This is a genomic window from Prescottella agglutinans, from assembly GCF_004011865.1.
Lineage (GTDB): Bacteria > Actinomycetota > Actinomycetes > Mycobacteriales > Mycobacteriaceae > Prescottella > Prescottella agglutinans.
Genome location: NZ_RKLP01000007.1, coordinates 200,360 through 218,261, shown reverse-complemented (window position 1 = coordinate 218,261; position 17,902 = coordinate 200,360). Strand labels below are relative to the sequence as shown.

General features: G+C 69.5%; 14 protein-coding genes. 11 read left to right on the top strand and 3 right to left on the bottom strand.

All coding sequences use genetic code 11. The annotated features are described in order from the left end of the window. Positions 1 to 72 precede the first annotated feature (72 nt). Genes EGT67_RS14880 through prcA form a run of 3 tightly spaced genes read left to right on the top strand, consistent with a single transcriptional unit; the run spans position 73 to position 1,960 of the window. Complete coding sequence (locus tag EGT67_RS14880; protein ID WP_005513229.1) at positions 73 to 267, top strand: ubiquitin-like protein Pup; 195 nt, start codon at positions 73 to 75, stop codon at positions 265 to 267. Next, positions 264 to 1,148: a proteasome subunit beta gene (prcB, locus tag EGT67_RS14875; protein WP_206612395.1), complete on the top strand. Its 885-nt coding sequence runs from the start codon at positions 264 to 266 to the stop codon at positions 1,146 to 1,148. Before EGT67_RS14880 ends, prcB begins: the two co-directional genes overlap by 4 nt. Further along, complete coding sequence (gene prcA / locus EGT67_RS14870) at positions 1,145 to 1,960, top strand: proteasome subunit alpha (protein WP_127916858.1); 816 nt, start codon at positions 1,145 to 1,147, stop codon at positions 1,958 to 1,960. The genes prcB and prcA overlap by 4 nt, the downstream gene beginning before the upstream one ends. On the opposite strand, the gene EGT67_RS14865 is transcribed toward prcA, so the two are convergent. After that, positions 1,957 to 3,384 carry a bifunctional phosphatase PAP2/diacylglycerol kinase family protein gene (locus EGT67_RS14865; RefSeq protein ID WP_127916857.1) on the bottom strand — a complete coding sequence of 476 codons (1,428 nt, stop codon included), beginning with the start codon at positions 3,382 to 3,384 and terminating at the stop codon, positions 1,957 to 1,959. The genes prcA and EGT67_RS14865 overlap by 4 nt on opposite strands. 117 nt (positions 3,385 to 3,501) lie before the next feature. On the opposite strand from EGT67_RS14865, the gene pafA reads away from it, so the two are divergent. The 7 genes from pafA to EGT67_RS14830 all read left to right on the top strand — a co-directional run bounded on the left by pafA (position 3,502) and on the right by EGT67_RS14830 (position 12,237). Further along, positions 3,502 to 4,860: a Pup--protein ligase gene (gene pafA / locus EGT67_RS14860; RefSeq protein ID WP_206612394.1), complete on the top strand. Its 1,359-nt coding sequence runs from the start codon at positions 3,502 to 3,504 to the stop codon at positions 4,858 to 4,860. Between the two features lie 78 nt (positions 4,861 to 4,938). Next, positions 4,939 to 5,955, top strand: coding sequence for a helix-turn-helix transcriptional regulator (locus EGT67_RS14855; RefSeq protein WP_127916855.1), 1,017 nt, complete (start codon positions 4,939 to 4,941; stop codon positions 5,953 to 5,955). Continuing rightward, entirely contained in the window at positions 5,952 to 6,929 is a 978-nt protein-coding gene (locus tag EGT67_RS14850; protein WP_127916854.1) for a helix-turn-helix transcriptional regulator, read from the top strand. The genes EGT67_RS14855 and EGT67_RS14850 overlap by 4 nt, the downstream gene beginning before the upstream one ends. 240 nt (positions 6,930 to 7,169) lie before the next feature. After that, entirely contained in the window at positions 7,170 to 7,442 is a 273-nt protein-coding gene (tatA, locus tag EGT67_RS14845; protein ID WP_127916853.1) for a Sec-independent protein translocase subunit TatA, read from the top strand. A 70-nt stretch (positions 7,443 to 7,512) separates the two neighbouring features. Beyond that, positions 7,513 to 8,481, top strand: coding sequence for a twin-arginine translocase subunit TatC (gene tatC / locus EGT67_RS14840; protein WP_127916852.1), 969 nt, complete (start codon positions 7,513 to 7,515; stop codon positions 8,479 to 8,481). Continuing rightward, positions 8,478 to 11,168, top strand: a complete 2,691-nt coding sequence (locus EGT67_RS14835) for a DEAD/DEAH box helicase (protein WP_127916851.1) — start codon at positions 8,478 to 8,480, stop codon at positions 11,166 to 11,168. The genes tatC and EGT67_RS14835 overlap by 4 nt, the downstream gene beginning before the upstream one ends. Positions 11,169 to 11,313: 145 nt before the next feature. Beyond that, positions 11,314 to 12,237, top strand: coding sequence for a DUF4333 domain-containing protein (locus tag EGT67_RS14830; protein ID WP_127916850.1), 924 nt, complete (start codon positions 11,314 to 11,316; stop codon positions 12,235 to 12,237). A gap of 16 nt (positions 12,238 to 12,253) precedes the next feature. On the opposite strand, the gene EGT67_RS14825 is transcribed toward EGT67_RS14830, so the two are convergent. Then, positions 12,254 to 13,198 carry a 5'-3' exonuclease gene (locus EGT67_RS14825; RefSeq protein WP_127916849.1) on the bottom strand — a complete coding sequence of 315 codons (945 nt, stop codon included), beginning with the start codon at positions 13,196 to 13,198 and terminating at the stop codon, positions 12,254 to 12,256. A gap of 41 nt (positions 13,199 to 13,239) precedes the next feature. Beyond that, on the bottom strand, positions 13,240 to 16,602 hold the full coding sequence (locus tag EGT67_RS14820; protein ID WP_127916848.1) for a DUF4132 domain-containing protein: 3,363 nt from the start codon (positions 16,600 to 16,602) through the stop codon (positions 13,240 to 13,242). A 138-nt stretch (positions 16,603 to 16,740) separates the two neighbouring features. Here EGT67_RS14820 and EGT67_RS14815 point away from each other — a divergent pair, with 138 nt between their 5' ends. After that, the gene (locus tag EGT67_RS14815; protein ID WP_127916847.1) at positions 16,741 to 17,901 is read left to right on the top strand and encodes a M24 family metallopeptidase; all 1,161 of its coding nucleotides are present in this window, start codon (positions 16,741 to 16,743) and stop codon (positions 17,899 to 17,901) included. The last annotated feature ends 1 nt before the right edge of the window (position 17,902 follow it).

Below are 17,902 nucleotides of genomic sequence, written 5' to 3'. Positions count from 1 at the left end.
TAGGGTTAGGGTCCGAGCAGGACTCGTCGGACATGCTTCGACGGGTCCGCGGTGAGAAGGAGGTCGGTGGCCATGGCCCAGGAGCAGACCAAGCGCGCCGGTGGTGGCGACGACGACGATGCCCCGATCGGTGAAGGTGCAGCCGGGCAGGAACGTCGCGAGAAGTTGGCGGAGGACACCGACGATCTCCTCGACGAGATCGACGACGTGCTCGAGGAGAACGCCGAGGACTTCGTCCGTGCCTACGTCCAGAAGGGCGGCCAGTGAGGGCGGATCGTGCAGGGGTGCCGTCGGGGTCCGACGGCTTCGGTATGAACACCGGGTTCACCTACGGGTCGAACATCTCGTCATTCTCCGAACACCTGCGCATCCATGCACCGGAGCTGTTGCCCGGGAATCGAATCGACATGAGCCGCACCGGCTCCGACGGTGACACCGCGGACATCGCGCCGCACGGCACCACGATCGTGGCGCTCACCTTCGCCGGTGGCGTCGTGCTCGCGGGTGACCGTCGCGCCACGATGGGGAACCTGATCGCCAGCCGCGACGTCGAGAAGGTGTTCGTCACGGACGACTACTCGGCCGCCGGTATCGCCGGCACCGCCGGTGTGGCGATCGAACTGGTGCGTCTGTTCGCGGTCGAACTCGAGCACTACGAGAAGATCGAGGGCGTCCAGTTGACGTTCGACGGCAAGGCCAACCGGCTGTCGTCGATGGTGCGGGGCAACCTGGGCGCCGCGATGCAGGGGCTGGCGGTCGTGCCGCTCCTGGTCGGCTTCGACCTCGATGCGGCGGACCCGGAGAAGGCCGGACGCATCGTCTCGTACGACGTGGTGGGTGGCCGGTACGAGGAGCGCGCGGGGTACCACGCCGTCGGATCGGGTTCGCTGTTCGCGAAGGCCTCGCTCAAGAAGCTGTACCGGGAAGGCGGCGACGAGGATTCGGCGCTGCGGATGGCGATCGAGGCGCTGTACGACGCCGCCGACGACGACTCCGCGACGGGCGGGCCGGACATGGTCCGCGCGATCTACCCGACCGCGGTGACGATCTCCTCCGCGGGCGCGGCGTACGTGCCCGCGGAACGGACCGCCGAACTGTCCCGGGCCGTCGTGGCCGGGCGTACCGAGGAAGGACGCACCCCGCGATGACGCTGCCGTACTACGCCTCCGCCGAGCAGATCATGCGCGATCGCTCGGAGCTGGCGCGCAAGGGAATTGCGCGCGGGCGCAGCGTCATCGTGCTCACCTTCGCCGATGGTGTCCTGTTCGTCGCGGAGAACCCGTCGACCGCGCTGCACAAGGTGAGCGAACTCTACGACCGGCTCGGGTTCGCCGCGGTCGGCAAGTACAACGAGTTCGAGAACCTGCGCCGGGCGGGGATCGTCCACGCCGACATGCGCGGGTACTCGTACGACCGACGGGACGTGACCGGTCGCTCGCTGGCGAACGGCTACGCGCAGACCCTCGGCACGATCTTCACCGAACAGCCCAAGCCGTACGAAGTGGAGATCTGCGTCGCCGAGGTCGGCCCGCACGGGTCGGGTCCCCAGGCGCAGTTGTACCGGATCACGTACGACGGGTCGATCGTCGACGAACAACAGTTCGTCGTCATGGGCGGTACCACCGAGCCGATCGTGACGGCGCTGCGTGAGTCGTACCGTCCCGGGATGGAACTCGCCGAGGCCGTCTCGGTCGCGGTGAAGGCCCTCCAGGACGGGACGCCGGGCGGCAACGGTGACGCCGAACGCCGCACGCTCGGGGTGTCGGGGCTCGAGGTCGCGGTGCTCGACCAGTCCCGGCCGCGACGGGCGTTCCGCCGCATCACCGGCGCCGCGCTCGAAGCGATGCTGCCGACCCCGGCGGCCCCGCCCGCGAACGGCGACAAGGACGAGAAGGGCGCTGCCCCCGGCTCCTCGCCCGGCGAGGGCAAGGAGCCGGAGGCTCCTGCCGGCGACGACTAGTCGGTCGGAAGCTTCCGGTACAGCACCACGCTCCGGGGTTCGCTCCGGAACTCGAACCGGCGGCCGTCGGCGACAACCTCGCCGTCGGTCGCCAGCGCGACAGCGTCGCCCCGGACCTCCACGGTCGACGCGGGCGTGTTCGACTGCACGTAGGTGGCCGACGAACGGAGGGTTCCGGTAAGCGCCGCGGCCACGAGTCGCGTGCGGGAGAACTTCCGGTCGGCGCGGATGTACCGCACGTCGAGCGTGCCGCGGTGGATCTCGGGTCGGGACATCGGCACCTGATCGGCAGGGGAGTAGCGGCCGTTCCCCACGAACAGCATCCAGATCGAGTGCCGCCTCCCGTCGATGGTCACGTTCAATGGCTCGGCCCGGGCCAGGACGCGGGCCATGGCGAGCGCCGCGGCGGGCCATTTGCCGAGTCTGGGCTGCCAACGCTCGCGCAACCGCACCGAGTCCGGGTAGCCGCCCAGGCTGGCGGTGTTGACGAACGCCGTCGCGCTCCCGCCGTCCACTGCCACCTGTCCCAGATCGACCAGTTCGGCGCTGCCCGTGGCGATCGCGTCCGCAGTGGACGCGATGTCGCCGACACCGGCGTCGCGGGCGAAGTGGTTGAGCGTTCCGCCGGGGAAGACAGCCAGCGGCAGGTCGTGCCGAACGGCCGCGGACGCCACCGTGACGACCGTTCCGTCGCCCCCGCACACTCCGACCGCCTTGGGGGACCGCGTCGTGATCACCTCGTCGAGTTGGGTGTCGAAATCGCGGTCCGGGTCGAATTCCACGACCTCGGCCTTCGGCAGCGCCTCCTCGAGTTCGGACCGGATGCTGTCGTCGTCGGTTCCCGAACCCGGGTTGGAGAACACGATCATGCCGTCGCCCTCGGGCAGCGCCTGCACATTGCGGTCGGGCCCGAGCGTCGCCGGTTCCTCCTCCCGGACCGCCCACCACCGTCGGGTCGCGAGTGCGACGGCACTGCCGACGCCCATACCGACCGCGATGTCGGACGGCCAGTGCACGCCGGTGTGCACGCGCGAGTAGGCGACCGCGGCCGCCAGCGGGGTGAGCACAGCCCCCGCCAGGGGGAATTCGAGCGCGACGCCGGTCGCGAAGGCCGCGGCGGACGCGGCATGCCCGGACGGGAACGACGACGACGCGGGGGCGGGCAGCCCTCGCCTGGACGCGAACTCCGGCGTACCTGCGGGCGGCCGGCGGCGCGGCATCAGCGGCTTGAGGACGGCATTGGTGAGCGCGCTGGCGCCGGCCACCGAGAGGACCCCGCGGACCGCCGCTCGGCGGGCCCGTCCCCCCGCCAACCCGAGGCCGCCCGCGACCGCGATCCACAGCACGCTGTGGTTCGCGGCGGTACTGAGGGCGCGCAGTCCGCCGTCGAGTCGGGACGGCGGCAGGTCGGTGCTCAGGCGCATGAGAACACGGTCGGTACGTTCGGGGAAATATCTCACTTCGGCCACGTTCCCACCCTAGGGCGACGCGACTGATCCTGAACGGCAAGGCAATCGCGTTCGGCGCTGTAGTGTCGAAGTGTGCAGCGACGAATCATGGGAATTGAGACCGAGTTCGGTGTCACCTGCACCTTTCACGGTCATCGACGGCTGAGTCCGGACGAGGTTGCCCGCTACCTCTTCCGGCGGGTGGTCTCCTGGGGCCGCAGTTCCAACGTGTTCCTCCGTAACGGCGCGCGCCTGTACCTCGACGTCGGATCGCATCCGGAGTATGCAACCGCTGAGTGCGACAGCCTGCTGCAGCTCGTCAATCACGACCGCGCGGGCGAGCGCGTGCTCGAGGAGCTACTGGTCGATGCCGAGCAGCGGCTTGCCGAGGAGGGCATCGGCGGCGACATCTACCTGTTCAAGAACAACACCGATTCGGCCGGCAATTCGTACGGCTGCCACGAGAACTTCCTCGTCGTGCGGGCCGGCGAGTTCTCGAGAATCTCCGACGTCCTGCTGCCCTTCCTGGTGACGCGGCAGTTGATCTGCGGCGCCGGCAAGATCCTGCAGACGCCCAAGGCCGCGACGTTCTGCCTGTCGCAGCGTGCCGAGCACATCTGGGAGGGTGTCTCGTCCGCGACCACCCGGTCGCGTCCGATCATCAACACCCGTGACGAGCCGCACGCCGACGCCGAGAAGTACCGGCGCCTCCACGTGATCGTCGGTGACTCGAACATGTCCGAGACGACGACGATGCTCAAGGTCGGCACGGCCGCGCTGGTGCTCGAGATGATCGAGGCGGGGGTGCCGTTCCGCGACTTCGCGCTCGACAACCCGATCCGTGCGATCCGCGAGGTGAGCCACGACCTGACGGGGCGTCGTCCGGTCCGGCTGGCCGGCGGGCGGCAGGCCAGCGCGCTCGACATCCAGCGCGAGTACTACTCCCGGGCCGTCGATCACCTGCGGACACGTGAGCGCGACCCGCAGGTCGATCAGGTGGTCGACCTGTGGGGCCGGACGCTCGACGCCGTCGAGAACCAGGATTTCGCGAAGGTCGACACCGAGATCGACTGGGTGATCAAGCGCAAGCTGTTCCAGCGCTACCAGGACAAGTACGGGATGGAACTCTCCGATCCCAAGATCGCCCAGCTCGACCTCGCGTACCACGACATCAAGCGCGGCCGCGGTGTCTTCGACCTGTTGCAGCGCAAGGGCTTGGCCAAGCGGGTCACCGAGGACGAGACCATCGAGGCGGCCGTGGAGACACCCCCGCAGACCACGCGCGCCAAGCTACGTGGCGATTTCATCGCCGCCGCGCAGGACGCCGGTCGCGACTTCACGGTGGACTGGGTGCATCTCAAGCTGAACGACCAGGCGCAGCGCACGGTGCTGTGCAAGGACCCGTTCCGTTCGGTGGACGAGCGGGTGGAGCGGCTCATCGCGTCCATGTGACCGCCCACGGCGGTGCCACCGGGCATTTCGCCCGTTTCCTACCACTCGGTGCGCTCTCTTGCCGCTAGGCTCGGCGGAGTGGCGATATCCAAAGTCGAGCGGTTGATGAACCTTGTCATCTGCCTGCTCTCGACCCGGCAGTTCCTGACCGCGGAGAAGATCCGCGAGAGCGTGGCCGGCTACGACGAGTCCGCGAGTCACGAGGCCTTCAGCCGAATGTTCGAGCGGGACAAGAACGAGTTGCGTGACCTCGGCATTCCCCTCGAGACCGGACAGGCGAGCCGGTTCTCGGGCGTGGAGGGGTATCGAATCAACAGGAACGCCTACGAGCTGCCCGATGTCGACCTGGACGCCGCGGAGGCGGCGGCCGTCGCCGTCGCGGTACGCCTGTGGGGATCGCCCGAACTGATGTCGGCCTCCCAGAGCGCGATGATGAAGCTGCGCGCCGCCGGTGTGCAGGTCGATTCGGATCTCGATGCCGTCCCGGTGCCGGCGATCCCGGCCCGTACCCGCGGCTCGGAGTCCGCGATGCGGCAGTTGCTCGAGGCGATCGACGCGGGCCGTGTGGTGACGTTCCAGCATCGGGGAGCACCGACCGAACCGTTCGTCACCCGGACGGTCGAGCCGTGGGGCGTCGTGACGCTGCGCGGCCGCTGGTATCTCGTCGGACACGACGTGGATCGGGACGCGACCCGCACGTTCCGGCTGTCGCGAATCGGCGATCCGGTGCAGGCGACCGGTCCGGCGAACGTCGTGCGCAAGCCCGCGGACGTGGATCTGCGGGCCGTCGTCGATGCGGTCACCGGTGCCGGGTCCGTCACCGGTGTCGCGGTGGTGTGGGTCGCCGAAGGGCGGGCGACGGAGCTGCGTCGACTCGGAACCGTCCGGGGGACGCGGGAACTGGGTTCCCGACCCGGTGCGGTGCTCGAGATCCCGGTCCGTTCGTGGGACTGGACGGCTCGGTTGATCGCGGGCCACGGCGTCGATGCGCTCGTGCTGGAGCCGGAATCGCTGCGTTCGATGGTCAAGGAGAAGTTGCGGTTCGCGGCTGCGGTGGATGCGGTCGCGGGGGAGCGCGTGGAGGCAGAACGATGAGCGTCCGACTGTCGCGGTTGGCGCGGCTGCTGAACATGGTGCCGTACTTCATGGCGAACCCCGGCATCAGCAAGGAACAGGCGGCGCGTGAGTTGGGTGTCACCGTCCCGAACCTGATGAAGGACCTGGACCAGTTGTGGGTGTGCGGGTTGCCGGGCTACGGCCCCGGCGACCTGATCGACCTGTCGTTCGACGAGGACACCGTCTCGGTGATCTTCTCGGCCGGAATCGACAGGCCCCTACGCCTGACGTCGACGGAGGCGACGGTGCTGCTGGTGGCGCTGCGCTCGCTGGCCGAAATGCCTGGAATGGTCGATCCGACCGCGGCGCAGGGGGCGATCGCGAAGATCGAGTCGGCGGCGGGAACCGCCGCCCGGGAGATGAGCGCGGGCCGCCCGGACGAGGGCGGCACCGGCGCGGCGACGCCGGAAAATCCGGTGGCGGCGACCGTGCGGTCGGCGTTGCAGCACGATCGTGCCCTACACCTGACGTACTACTCGGCGTCGCGCGATGCCGTCTCCGAGCGGGTGGTCGATCCGATCCGCTCGCTGCTGGTCGACGACCACACCTACCTGCAGGCGTGGTGCCGGCAGGCCGAGGGGGTCCGGCTCTTCCGGTTCGACCGGATCGACGCGGCCGAGGAACTCGAGGAGGCGTCGGCGCCCCCTGCGCAGGCGTTGGGCACCGACGAGCACCTCGAGTTGTTCAGCGCGGACGCCGGGTTGCCGCTCGCGCACCTGCAGATCTCGGGATCGCACGGCTGGATCGTCGACAACTATCCGATGGACCTGGTGCGCACGATGTCGGACGGGTCGATCGAGGTGACGATGCGCTACGGCTCGCTGGAGTGGATGGCTCGCCTCGTGCTCGGCTTCGGGCCGGCCGCCCGCGTGCTCGGGCCGGTGGAGCTCGTCGATGCGGTGCGCGACCGGGCCCGGGCAGCGCTCGACGCCTACGACGCTCTCGGGGCGTGAGAGCAGGCACGGTTCACCCGCCGGGCGCGTGTGTCCGAATTGTCGTGTCGATCCGGCCGAACGGGCCCCGTGGAGACGACGAGAAGAGTAATTTCGGATAGCGGTTGCGTGAACCGGGTCGCCGGTAGGTGCGCAAACCGCTCCGGTTGGTTGTTAAGTCACGGTGAACAGGACATTTGCACCAGGACCGACGCACTCACGTCCGGTAGCATCGTTGGCGTCTGACATTTGGAGGTAGTAATGACCGGAGGCTTCAGCCTGTGGCACTGGGCCATCGTGGCACTGGTGGTCGTCATCCTGTTCGGTTCCAAGAAGCTGCCGGAAGCGGCTCGTGGTCTCGGTAGGTCCCTGCGGATCTTCAAGAGCGAGGTCAAGGAGATGCAGAACGACGGCAACGCGTCGTCCAGCACCGTGTCCGATCCGGCTCCGTCCGCCCAGCTGCCGTCCGCGCCGCTCGATGCCACGGTCGTGGAGACCCCGCAGCAGCCCCGTACCGAGCCGAAGTCGGCCTAGTTCACGTTTCACGAGCATCCGGGGTGAGTCCATCACCCCGGATCACTGCTGACCAAGGCTAGGGCCCATAGTGCGAATTCCGTTCGACCCGCGTCGGAGCAGGCGCAGGACAAATCCAGACGGCACGATGTCGCTCGTCGACCATCTCTACGAGCTGCGGAATCGTCTGCTCATCGCCGTCGCGGCGGTCGCCGTGACGACGCTCATCGGTTTCGTCTGGTACTCGACGTCGTTCCTCGGCATCAAGAGTCTCGGCGATGTCTTGACGGGGCCGTATTGTTCCCTGCCGGCGTCGAGTCGTGCGGACTTCAGCCCCGCCGGCAGTCCCGACGACATGTGTCGACTGCTCGCGACGGGCCCGTTCGAGCAGTTCATGTTGCGACTGAAGGTCGCGCTGACCGCCGGCATCGTTCTCGCGTGCCCCGTCTGGCTGTACCAGCTGTGGCGGTTCATCACGCCGGGTCTGTACGCCAAGGAACGCAAGTACGCGGTCGGTTTCGTCGTCGGGGCGTCGGCCCTGTTCATCCTCGGCGCCGTCCTCGCCTACGTCGTCGTGGCTCAGGCACTGCACTTCCTCCTGTCCATCGGCGACAACGTCCAGGTCACCGCGCTCAGCGGTTCGCAGTACTTCGGCTTCGTGATCAACGTCCTGATCATCTTCGGCGTCAGCTTCGAAATCCCGCTGCTGATCGTCGCGCTCAACGTCGTCGGCGTGCTGTCGTACGAGAAGCTGAAGGCGTGGCGTCGCGGGCTGATCTTCGCGCTGTTCGTCTTCGCGGCCATCGCGACCCCGGGCCAGGACCCCTTCACGATGCTGGCGCTGGCCGCCGCCCTGACGGTGCTGCTCGAGTTGTCGATCCAGATCTCCCGTGTCCACGACCGGCGCAAGGCTCGGCGTGAAGCGGAGGATCTCGCGGCGTTGTCGGACGAGGAGGCTTCCTCGATCTCGGCACCCACGTCGATCGACGACACGTCACCGGTGCAGCCATCCGCCGCACCGAAGGCGACCTCCGCGCAGGACTACTCGGACACGTTGTGAGGCCAAGAACCCAACTCGATGCATTCTCGGAACAGCTGAGCTTCCCGCTCGATCCGTTCCAGATCGAGGCGTGCGCGGCGCTCGAGGCCGGTCACGGCGTGCTCGTCTGCGCGCCCACCGGCGCCGGGAAGACCGTCGTCGGTGAGTTCGCCGTGCACCTCGCTCTGGAATCGGGGCGCAAGTGCTTCTACACGACGCCGATCAAGGCGCTCAGCAATCAGAAGTACGCCGAACTCAGCGAGCGTCACGGCAAGGACGCCGTCGGCCTCCTGACCGGCGACAGCAGCATCAACTCGGACGCGCCGATCGTCGTCATGACGACCGAGGTGCTCCGCAACATGATCTATGCGGAGTCGCCGACGCTGCGAGGGCTGTCGCACGTGGTGATGGACGAGGTGCACTTCCTCGCGGACCGCTTCCGCGGTGCCGTGTGGGAGGAGGTCATCCTGCACTTGCCGGACGACGTGCGCCTCGTCAGCCTGTCCGCGACCGTGAGCAACGCCGAGGAGTTCGGCGCGTGGATGGAGACGGTGCGCGGCGACACGACGATCGTGGTGGACGAGACCCGCCCGATCCCGCTGTGGCAGCACATCATGGTCGGCCGCCGACTGTTCGACCTGTTCGATGCGAAGGCGACGCCGACCGGTGGCCGTGAGATGGTCGTCGACCCGGATCTGGTGCGTCATGTGAAGCAGCGCCTGGCCCTCGACCGGATGAACTCGTGGGAGCCGCGGGGGCGCGGCCGCTCGAGCGACCATCGCCCGCTGCCTCGGCCCGAGGTGATCGCCCGCCTCGACGAGGAGGGGTTGCTGCCGGCGATCACCTTCATCTTCAGCCGCGCGGGCTGCGAGGCCGCGCTGGCACAGTGCGTTCGTTCCAAGCTGCGGTTGACGACCCCGGAGCAGACCGCGCAGATCCGCGAGATCGTCGACCGGCACACGCGGGACCTGCCGCGCGCGGACCTCGAGGTTCTCGGCTACTGGGGCTGGCGTGAGGCGCTCGAGCGGGGCTTCGCCGCGCATCACGCCGGTATGTTGCCGGCCTTCCGGGAGACCGTCGAGGAGTTGTTCGTCAACGGACTCGTTCGTGCCGTGTTCGCCACCGAGACCCTGGCGCTGGGCATCAACATGCCCGCCCGGTCGGTCGTGCTCGAACGGCTCGTCAAGTACAACGGGGACACCCACGCGGAGCTCACGCCCGGCGAGTACACCCAGTTGACCGGCCGGGCCGGCCGTCGCGGCATCGACGTCGAGGGGCACGCGGTCGTGCTGTGGCAGCCGGGTGTGGAACCGGCGGACGTCGCGGGACTCGCCTCGACCCGCACGTTCCCGCTGCGCAGTTCGTTCCGACCCGGGTACAACATGTCGATCAACCTGATCGACCGGATGGGGGCGTCGGAGTCGCGGGCGCTGCTCGAGCGTTCCTTCGCGCAGTTCCAGGCGGATCGATCGGTCGTCGGGCTCACGCGCGGGATCGAACGCAACGAGGCTGCTCTCGCGGAACTGCAGGACCGTCTCGGCGGTGTCGACGGTGAGTACTTCGAGTACGTGCAGATCCGCGAACGGTTGCGTAGCCGGGAACGCCAGCTCGAGCGTCAGAAGCGGACCGACCGGCGGGGTGCCGCGGTCGAGTCGCTCAACTCGCTGCGCCGCGGCGACGTCATCGCGATCCCGGTGGGCAAGCGGTCGGGTCTCGCGGTGGTCCTGGAGACCGACCTGGACCGCGGTGACCCGCGGCCGCTGGTGCTGACGGAGGAGAAGTGGGCGGGCCGGGTCAGTGCCGCGGACTTCCCGGTGCCGGCCCGGTCGCTGGGGCGGATGCGGCTGCCCAGGCACGTCGATCACCGCACGGCGCGGGTGCGCCGTGACCTGGCGTCGGCCCTTCGTAGCACCGGCATCACCCCACCGCGGAGGACCAAGCGCGACAAGGGCGGTCGCGAGGACCACGAGGTGGTGGAGTTGCGCAAGGAGTTGCGCGCACACCCGTGCCATTCGCGGCCGGATCGCGAGCAGCTGAGCCGCATCGGCGAGCGGTACAACAGGCTTGCCCGGGAGACGGAATCCATGCGGCAGAAGGTGGCCGCGACCACGAATTCGCTGGCACGGACGTTCGACCGGATCGTCGCGCTGCTGACCGAGCGCGGCTTCATCGCCGCCGACGAGAACCCGAAGGCTACCGAGGAGGGGCAGCGACTCGCTCGGATCTACTGCGAGAGCGACCTTCTGGTCGCCGAATGCCTGCGCCGTGGGGTGTGGAGCGGTCTGTCGCCGGCGGAACTCGCCGCCGTCGTCTCCTCGGTCGTATACGAGTCGCGGCAGGACGCCGACGCACCCGACCGCGGTCCGACGGTGCCGATCCGTCGCGCCCTGGCGGACACGGCGCGGGTGTGGGGCGAACTGCGCTCCGACGAGATCCGGCACAAGCTTCCGCTGACTCGCGAACCGGATCCCGGCTTCGTGACCGCCGTATACCAGTGGGCCAGTGAGGAATCACTGGTGGACGCGCTGCTCGCTGCGGGCTCCGGCGGCAAGGAACTGTCGGCCGGCGACTTCGTCCGGTGGTGCCGTCAGGTGATCGATCTGCTCGACCAGGTGCATTCGACCGCGCCGGATCCCGCCGTCGCCAAGGCCGCGGCCCGGGCGGTCGGGGCGATCCGACGCGGCGTGGTCGCGGTTGCTGCGACCTGACGCTCGTCCCGACCGTCGGGTACCGACGAGAGCGGGCGAATGCGTAATGTGGCGGTGATATCTGACAAGGGAGGGGACTGGTCGTGGGCCTGACAGACGGCTTGGCGGGCGGGACCAGAGCGCACCAGTCGAGGAGGCAGTGTTCATGAACGCTCCGCAGGGACCCAACGACGCCAACCAGGCGTGGGCTCCGTCGCCGGAACAGTCCGACAATCCGGCTGCACCGGCAGCACCGGCAGCACCGGCGGCACCGGCGGCGCCGGACACGCAGGCGATGCCGCAGACGCAGGCGATGCCGACAGTGCCGAGCGCACAGGCGGCACCGGAATCGCACGACCCGAATCCTTACGGGGCCAACCCGTACGCGAACGCCGGGTACCCGGCGCCGGAGCAGGGGCAGGTGCCCGGCCAGTACAACCAGTACGGCCAGCCGTACCCCGGTGCACCGGCAGCGCCCCAGTCCACGCCCGCCGCGCAGTGGGGTGCTGCGGCACAACAGTGGGGCCAGCAGGCGCCGGGCCAGCAGGCCCAGCCCGCTCAGCAGGCGTGGAATGCCCAGGCCGCCGGTGCGCCGCAGCCGGGTTCGGCGCCGCAGTGGGGCGCACCTGCCCCGGGGCAGCCGCAGTGGGGCACACAGGGTGGGTACCCCCAGGCCGGGGGCTATCCGCAGCAGGGGTACCCGACGCAGCAGTACGGCGCGCCGCAGCAGAACCAGTGGGGCGCACCGGCGATGTCCCCGGTGACCGCACCGGCCGGCGACAACAAGAAGGCCCTCATGTGGGTGGGGATCGCGGTGGCCGCCACGATCGTCGTCGGCGGAGTCGTTTTCGCGCTGGGGTCGCTCGGCAGCAAGACGCTCGATCAGAATGCCGCGGAGAAGGGTGTCGAGCAGATCGTCACCGAGTCGTACGGGGCGCGTGCCGTCACCAACGTCAGCTGCCCGTCTGGACAGAAGGTCGAGCAGGGGTCGTCGTTCGAGTGCTCGCTGAACGTCGACGGCACCCCCAAGAAGGTGACCGTGACGTTCACCGACAACGACGGCACCTACGAGGTCAGCCGCCCGAACTAGGCTGCCGCGGAGGCGTTCACGAGCGTTCGGTTGCCATCGCTGCCACCAGGCGGGCAACCGAACGCTCGACGGCGAGGTTCGAGGCGACTGCTGCGAGTCGTTCGGGGTCGGCGGGCACCGTCGGCAGTACGTCCGACCGGGAGAGTTCCACGTTCGAATCGGTCACGACCCGCACGACGGGCAGTGCGGCATCGATGTAGTCGGCGGCCGCAGCGAGTTTCGCCCGGACCCCCTTGGCCATGTCGCTGGACGGATCGAGCGCCGCTGCACGCAGTTCTTCGAGCGAGCCGTGGCGCAGCAGCAGCGTCGACGCGGTCTTCTCGCCGACGCCCTTGACCCCGGGCAGGCCGTCGGACGAATCACCGCGCAGCAGAGCGAGTTCGGCGTACGCGTCGCCTGCGCGGTCGGCGGGTACACCGTACTTCTCGGCGACCTCGTCGGGGCCGAACAGTTCCGCCTTGGCCAGGCCTCGGCCCACGTACAGGACGCGCACGGGAACCGGGTCGTCGGACACCACCTGCAGCAGGTCGCGGTCGCCACTGACCACCACGACCGGGTCTGCCTTCTCCTGCGCGGCAAGGGTTCCCAGCACGTCGTCGGCCTCGAAACCCTCGGCGCCGGCGGTCGCGATACCGGCGGCCCCGAGGACGTCCATGATCATGTCGACCTGCGGGGTGAGGGTGTCGGGCACCTCCTCGGCTGATCCGTCGGATTCCTCGGCGACGCGGTGGGCCTTGTACGACGGCACCGCATCCACCCGGAACTGGGGACGCCAGTCCAGGTCGAGGCACACCGCGAGCCGCGACGGCTGGGTCCGGGTGATCAGCGCGGCCACCATGTCGGTGAACCCGCGCACCGCGTTGACCGGGCGCCCGTCGGGGGCGGTCATCGACTCGGGGAGGGCGTAGAACGCCCGGAACCACAGACTCGCACCGTCCAACAGCAACAAAGGTCCACTCATGCGCCCTATCCTGCCAAACCCGGGTCACCGACCCCAGCAGGTCACGACGCGAACCCGGCCAGGTCGGCGATCAGTTCGGAGACCGTCGCGCGGTCGACGTCGTCCAGGGTGCCCCCGCGCAGGGTCACGGACACCAGGGTCTGGTCGGGGTAGCCGTTGTACGGATCGCCGACGCCCATCCCGGGGTCGAGGCCCAGCAGCACCGACACGGTGTCGTCGAGTCGGTACACCAGCCCCTGGCCCCACGACGCCGGGTTCTCCCACACCGGTTCCCACCCGCGATAGGTCAGACGCAGCGCCTGGCTGGGTGTCGCGGTCACGCCGGTGAACCGGGACAGCCCGCTGCCGTCGACGTCGCCCGGCAGCAGCTGGTGGACGGGGCGCCCCAGCTGCGGAAACGGCTGCAGTATCCCGTGCTCGGCGAAGACCTCGGACCAGGCGGCCACCGATTCGGGGATGTGTGCGGGGTGCACGAGCCCGATCGAGCCGTCCGGCAACGTCAGTGTGTCGCCGTTGAGGTCGGCCAGGCTGGCGTCCTCCGTCACCCGGAACACGATGGCGGGACGCGACTGGTCGTCGAACGACGCCCACAGGAGTCGGCGCGCCAGGTGTACGAGCAGGGGATGGCCCAGGATGTACTCGGTGAATTCACTCCCGCCCCACCGACGTCCGGTGACCAGAGCGCGGTTGAATCGTTTGATCTGCTCGGCGGCAACGGTCTTCGCCTCCCGCTTGAGGGCCGTGAAACGCTTCTTCGCGTCCTCGACCAGTGCGGCGTCGTCCGCCTCCGTGGCGCGGGGCAGCCCGGTCGACTTCTTACCGGCCGCGTCGAGAACGAAGGGCACGAGGGCCTCGGTGAAGCCGACGGTGAACGTCCGCGCCCCGTAGTCGAACGTCATCGCGCCGTCGGGGGTCAGATCGAGGTCGGGAACGGTGCGGTCGGCCAGCTGTTCGCGGTCGAGTCCGAGGCGCTCGGCGACCTCCGTGACACGTTCGGCGGCACCGTTCTTCAGCGACTTGAACTTCATCTTCCGCGAGATGCGATCGAGTTCGGTCAGCGCCCGGGCCGAGCCGTGCGCGGCCAGCGCGTCGAGCCCGAGCTGTGCTCGCGCCGCACCGCTCTCGCCCGGCCAGCGTCGCACGAGCGGTGCCAATCGGGCTACCGTCGAGTCGTCACCGAGCCAGCCCTGGGCGAGGACGACCCAATTGTCCTTCGACGGCGCGCCGACACCCCACCACCGTTCGAACAGCTCCCACATCGCGGCGGCCAGCGACGTGCGGTCGCAGAAGGCCGTGACGGTGTCGAGCGCGGCATACGGGGCTTCGGCGGTGCCGACGGCACACATCGTCAGAATCGTGCCCACAGCGGGTGCGGGTAGCGCCGCCGCTCGGTCCGCGGTGAGGATCGGGGGCAGGGACTCGACGTCCGCCCACGCCGGCACGCGGGGGATCCGCTTGGGCAGCATCTCCAGCGGATCGAGGTCGACGAGAGTGCCGACCGTGTCCGCGGCAGCGTCCCCGAACTGCACAGCGCCACGGACGACGGTGTCGCGTGAGGTGGCCCGGGCGAGCGCGCGCAGCGCGGCGGTGGCGTGATCGCGTTGAGCCCCCACCGGTCCGACCGCGTCGGGAACCAGCAAGGTGACGGCGTCGGCGGGGTGGCGGAGAAGCCACGCCAGGGCCGGCTTTCGGAGGTTCTTGCGGGTCGCGAGCATCGTCGCGTGCAGCCGCGCGACGTCGAGATCCACGTACGGCAGCAGATAGGGCGCGGCCGCGCCGGGACGGGCGCGGGCGAACTTCAGCATCAGCGGCAGGGCATCGAGCTGGTAACGCTCGACAATCCGCATGGGGTCCTTGACGGATGTGCCGGCCCAGTCCGTCAACAGCGGCCGGGCAACCTCGTCCGGGGCGAGGAGGAAGATCACCCACGCTTCCCATTCGCTGACGACCTGGGCGGACGTCTCGCGGATGTACCTCCGGTACTGGCTCCACGTGGTGTACGAGTAGCCGTGCGGGGTGTTCCGGAGTTCTTCGAGTTCGCCGGGCAACCAATCGATCCGGCGGATCGCGGGCGCCGCGAGTCCGTCGATCACCGTCGCCGGCGTGGGCGCCTTCCGTTTCGACCACGGCGGGCGCACCAGCAGCGCCGGGAGATCGGTCGCCTCGGGCAGCACCGTCGTGAGCCGCTCGATCCGGCGCTGTGCCGCCGCCGGCAGCGTCTCGGCCAATTCGGCGGCCAGATCGGGATACTCGCGGACATGGCGGTCGAACAGTTCCGAATCGGACTGCGCCAGAATCCGGAACGCGCGCCGCGGAAAGTGCCGCCTCGCATGCTGCACGGCGGACGCCGCGTTCTTCACGTGCGCTCGCTCGAGCAGGGCGGTGAAGGCGTCGTCGGTGGGGATCGAGGCCAGGGCGTGCAGGATGCGCAGTCGGAGCACGTCGTCCTGCGCGCTCCGATAGGGGAACTCGGTGTCGAAGGCGGCGGTCAATACCGACGTGATGTCGACGCCGACACCGTCGACGATCGCGGCCAGAACCGCTTCGTCGGCGAGCCACCTGCGGCAGCCGTCCCCGCTGAGGGCTCGCTCGAGTTCCGCGGGCGTGTTCGACGACACCATGGCGTGGGTGCGCCAGGGGTACGGCACCGCCTCGACGCCCAGGATCGCCTCCGCGGACCACCGGCGTTCGGTCGGGAACAGGAACGTTGCGGCGAGACGTCGAACCGTGTTGGTGCGCAGCGGCGCGGCGGCATCGCGGGCGGCCGCGTAGTCGACGTCCGACGCGGCGGCGAGCAGTGCCCGCATCCGGGTGAGCATCGGTTCCAGGACGGTGTACGACACTTGTCGATGCGGGTCGTCGATCTGCCTGAGCTGCTCGGTGAGCATGAATCGCGGCGACCGGAAGTCCTCCGCAGGTGGGCGGTCACCGATCCAGGTCTCGATGTACATGCCGGTGGCGTTCTCCGGCACCGGCACCCGCTGCTGGACCCACTGCATGTCGGTGGTCTCCAGCACGGCCGCGACCGCGAACGCTGGACCGTGGCGGGCGACCCACCCGTCGACGACGTCGGCACCGCGGTCCGATTCGCCGAATCGAGTGAGGAGCCGGCACAGCGCCGCGGCCCCGAGGGGACTCGCCTCGCCGGCGCGGTAGCGGCGGGCGGCGGCGACGAGCGCGGCGGGGTCGGGGTCGTTCTCCAGCTCCCACGCGGCGTGCTGCAGCAGTTCGTCGTTCGCCTCGATCGTTCGGGCGAGGACCGTGCCCGCAGTCCGATCGACGGGGGCGACGTCGGTGTCGAAGCCACCACGCCGCGGGAACGTCATGGGCGTCCACGCCGGTACCGGCGCGAATGCCGCCTCGACGTCCGGACCGGCGACAATGGCAGATCTACTGTGGCTCACGCAGCTCCTCGAGGTCCCCGACCTGTTTCTGTGTACGCGCCGGGACGCTAGCGACGGGCACCGACACGATCGGGTTCTCGTGAAGGTGGGTGAGCGGCTCCCGCCGCATCCGAACCTCGGACGGCCTAGCCTGATTCCATGAGTTCCGAGAGTGCCCCCAGCGCCCAACCCTCCGCGGCGTCGTCTCGTTTCCCCTCCGCCGTCTACGCGGACCGCCTGGCCAGAGCCGCGCAGTTCGCCGAGCGCGCCGGGCTGGACGGCCTGCTCATCACGCCGGGACCGGACCTGCGCTACCTGATCGGGTCGCGAGCCGACTCGTTCGAGCGTCTGACGTGCCTGGTGGTGCCGTCCGACGGGAATGCGCCGTCGGTCGTGCTGCCGCGGCTCGAGCTTGCGTCGCTGGGCGATTCGGCCGTCGCCGACCTCGGCCTGCCGGTGCACGACTGGGTGGACGGCGTCGACCCCTACGAGTTGGTGTCCTCGCTGCTGCCGGAGTCCCCGCGCACCGCGGTCACCGACGCGATGCCGGCGCTGCACCTGGTTCCGCTGGCGCGACGGTTCGGCACGGTGCCCGTGTTGGCCACCGGTGTGCTGCGTGAGCTGCGGATGATCAAGGACGACGCCGAGATCGAGGCGCTGCGGCGGGCGGGCGCCGCGATCGACCGGGTGCACGCGCGAATGGGCGAATGGCTCCGTCCGGGTCGCACGGAGGCCGAAGTCGCGGCCGACATCACCGACGCGATCCTGGCGGAGGGCCACACCGAGGCGGCGTTCGTGATCGTCGGATCGGGCCCGCACGGCGCCGACCCGCACCACGAGGTGTCCGATCGGGTCATCGAATCCGGCGATGTCGTGGTGATCGACATCGGCGGTCCGGTCGACCCCGGCTACAACTCGGATTCCACCCGCACGTACAGCCTCGGCGAGCCCGCGGCGGACGTCGCGGAGCAGATCGGGATGCTCGAGGCGGCGCAGCGGGCGGCGGTCGCTGCGGTGCGTCCCGGTGTCACCGCGGAATCGGTCGACGCTGCCGCCCGGGACGTGCTCGCCGACGCGGGTCTCGCCGAGGTGTTCGTGCACCGAACCGGGCACGGCATCGGGCTGTCGGTCCACGAGGAGCCGTACATCGTCGCCGGCAACACGGTGGTGCTCGAGCCGGGCATGGCGTTCAGCGTCGAACCGGGCATCTACTTCCGCGGTCGGTGGGGCGCCCGGATCGAGGACATCGTGGTGGTGACGGCCGACGGCTGCGAGCCGATGAACCGCCGCCCGCACGGGCTGACGGTTCTCCCCGGCTGAT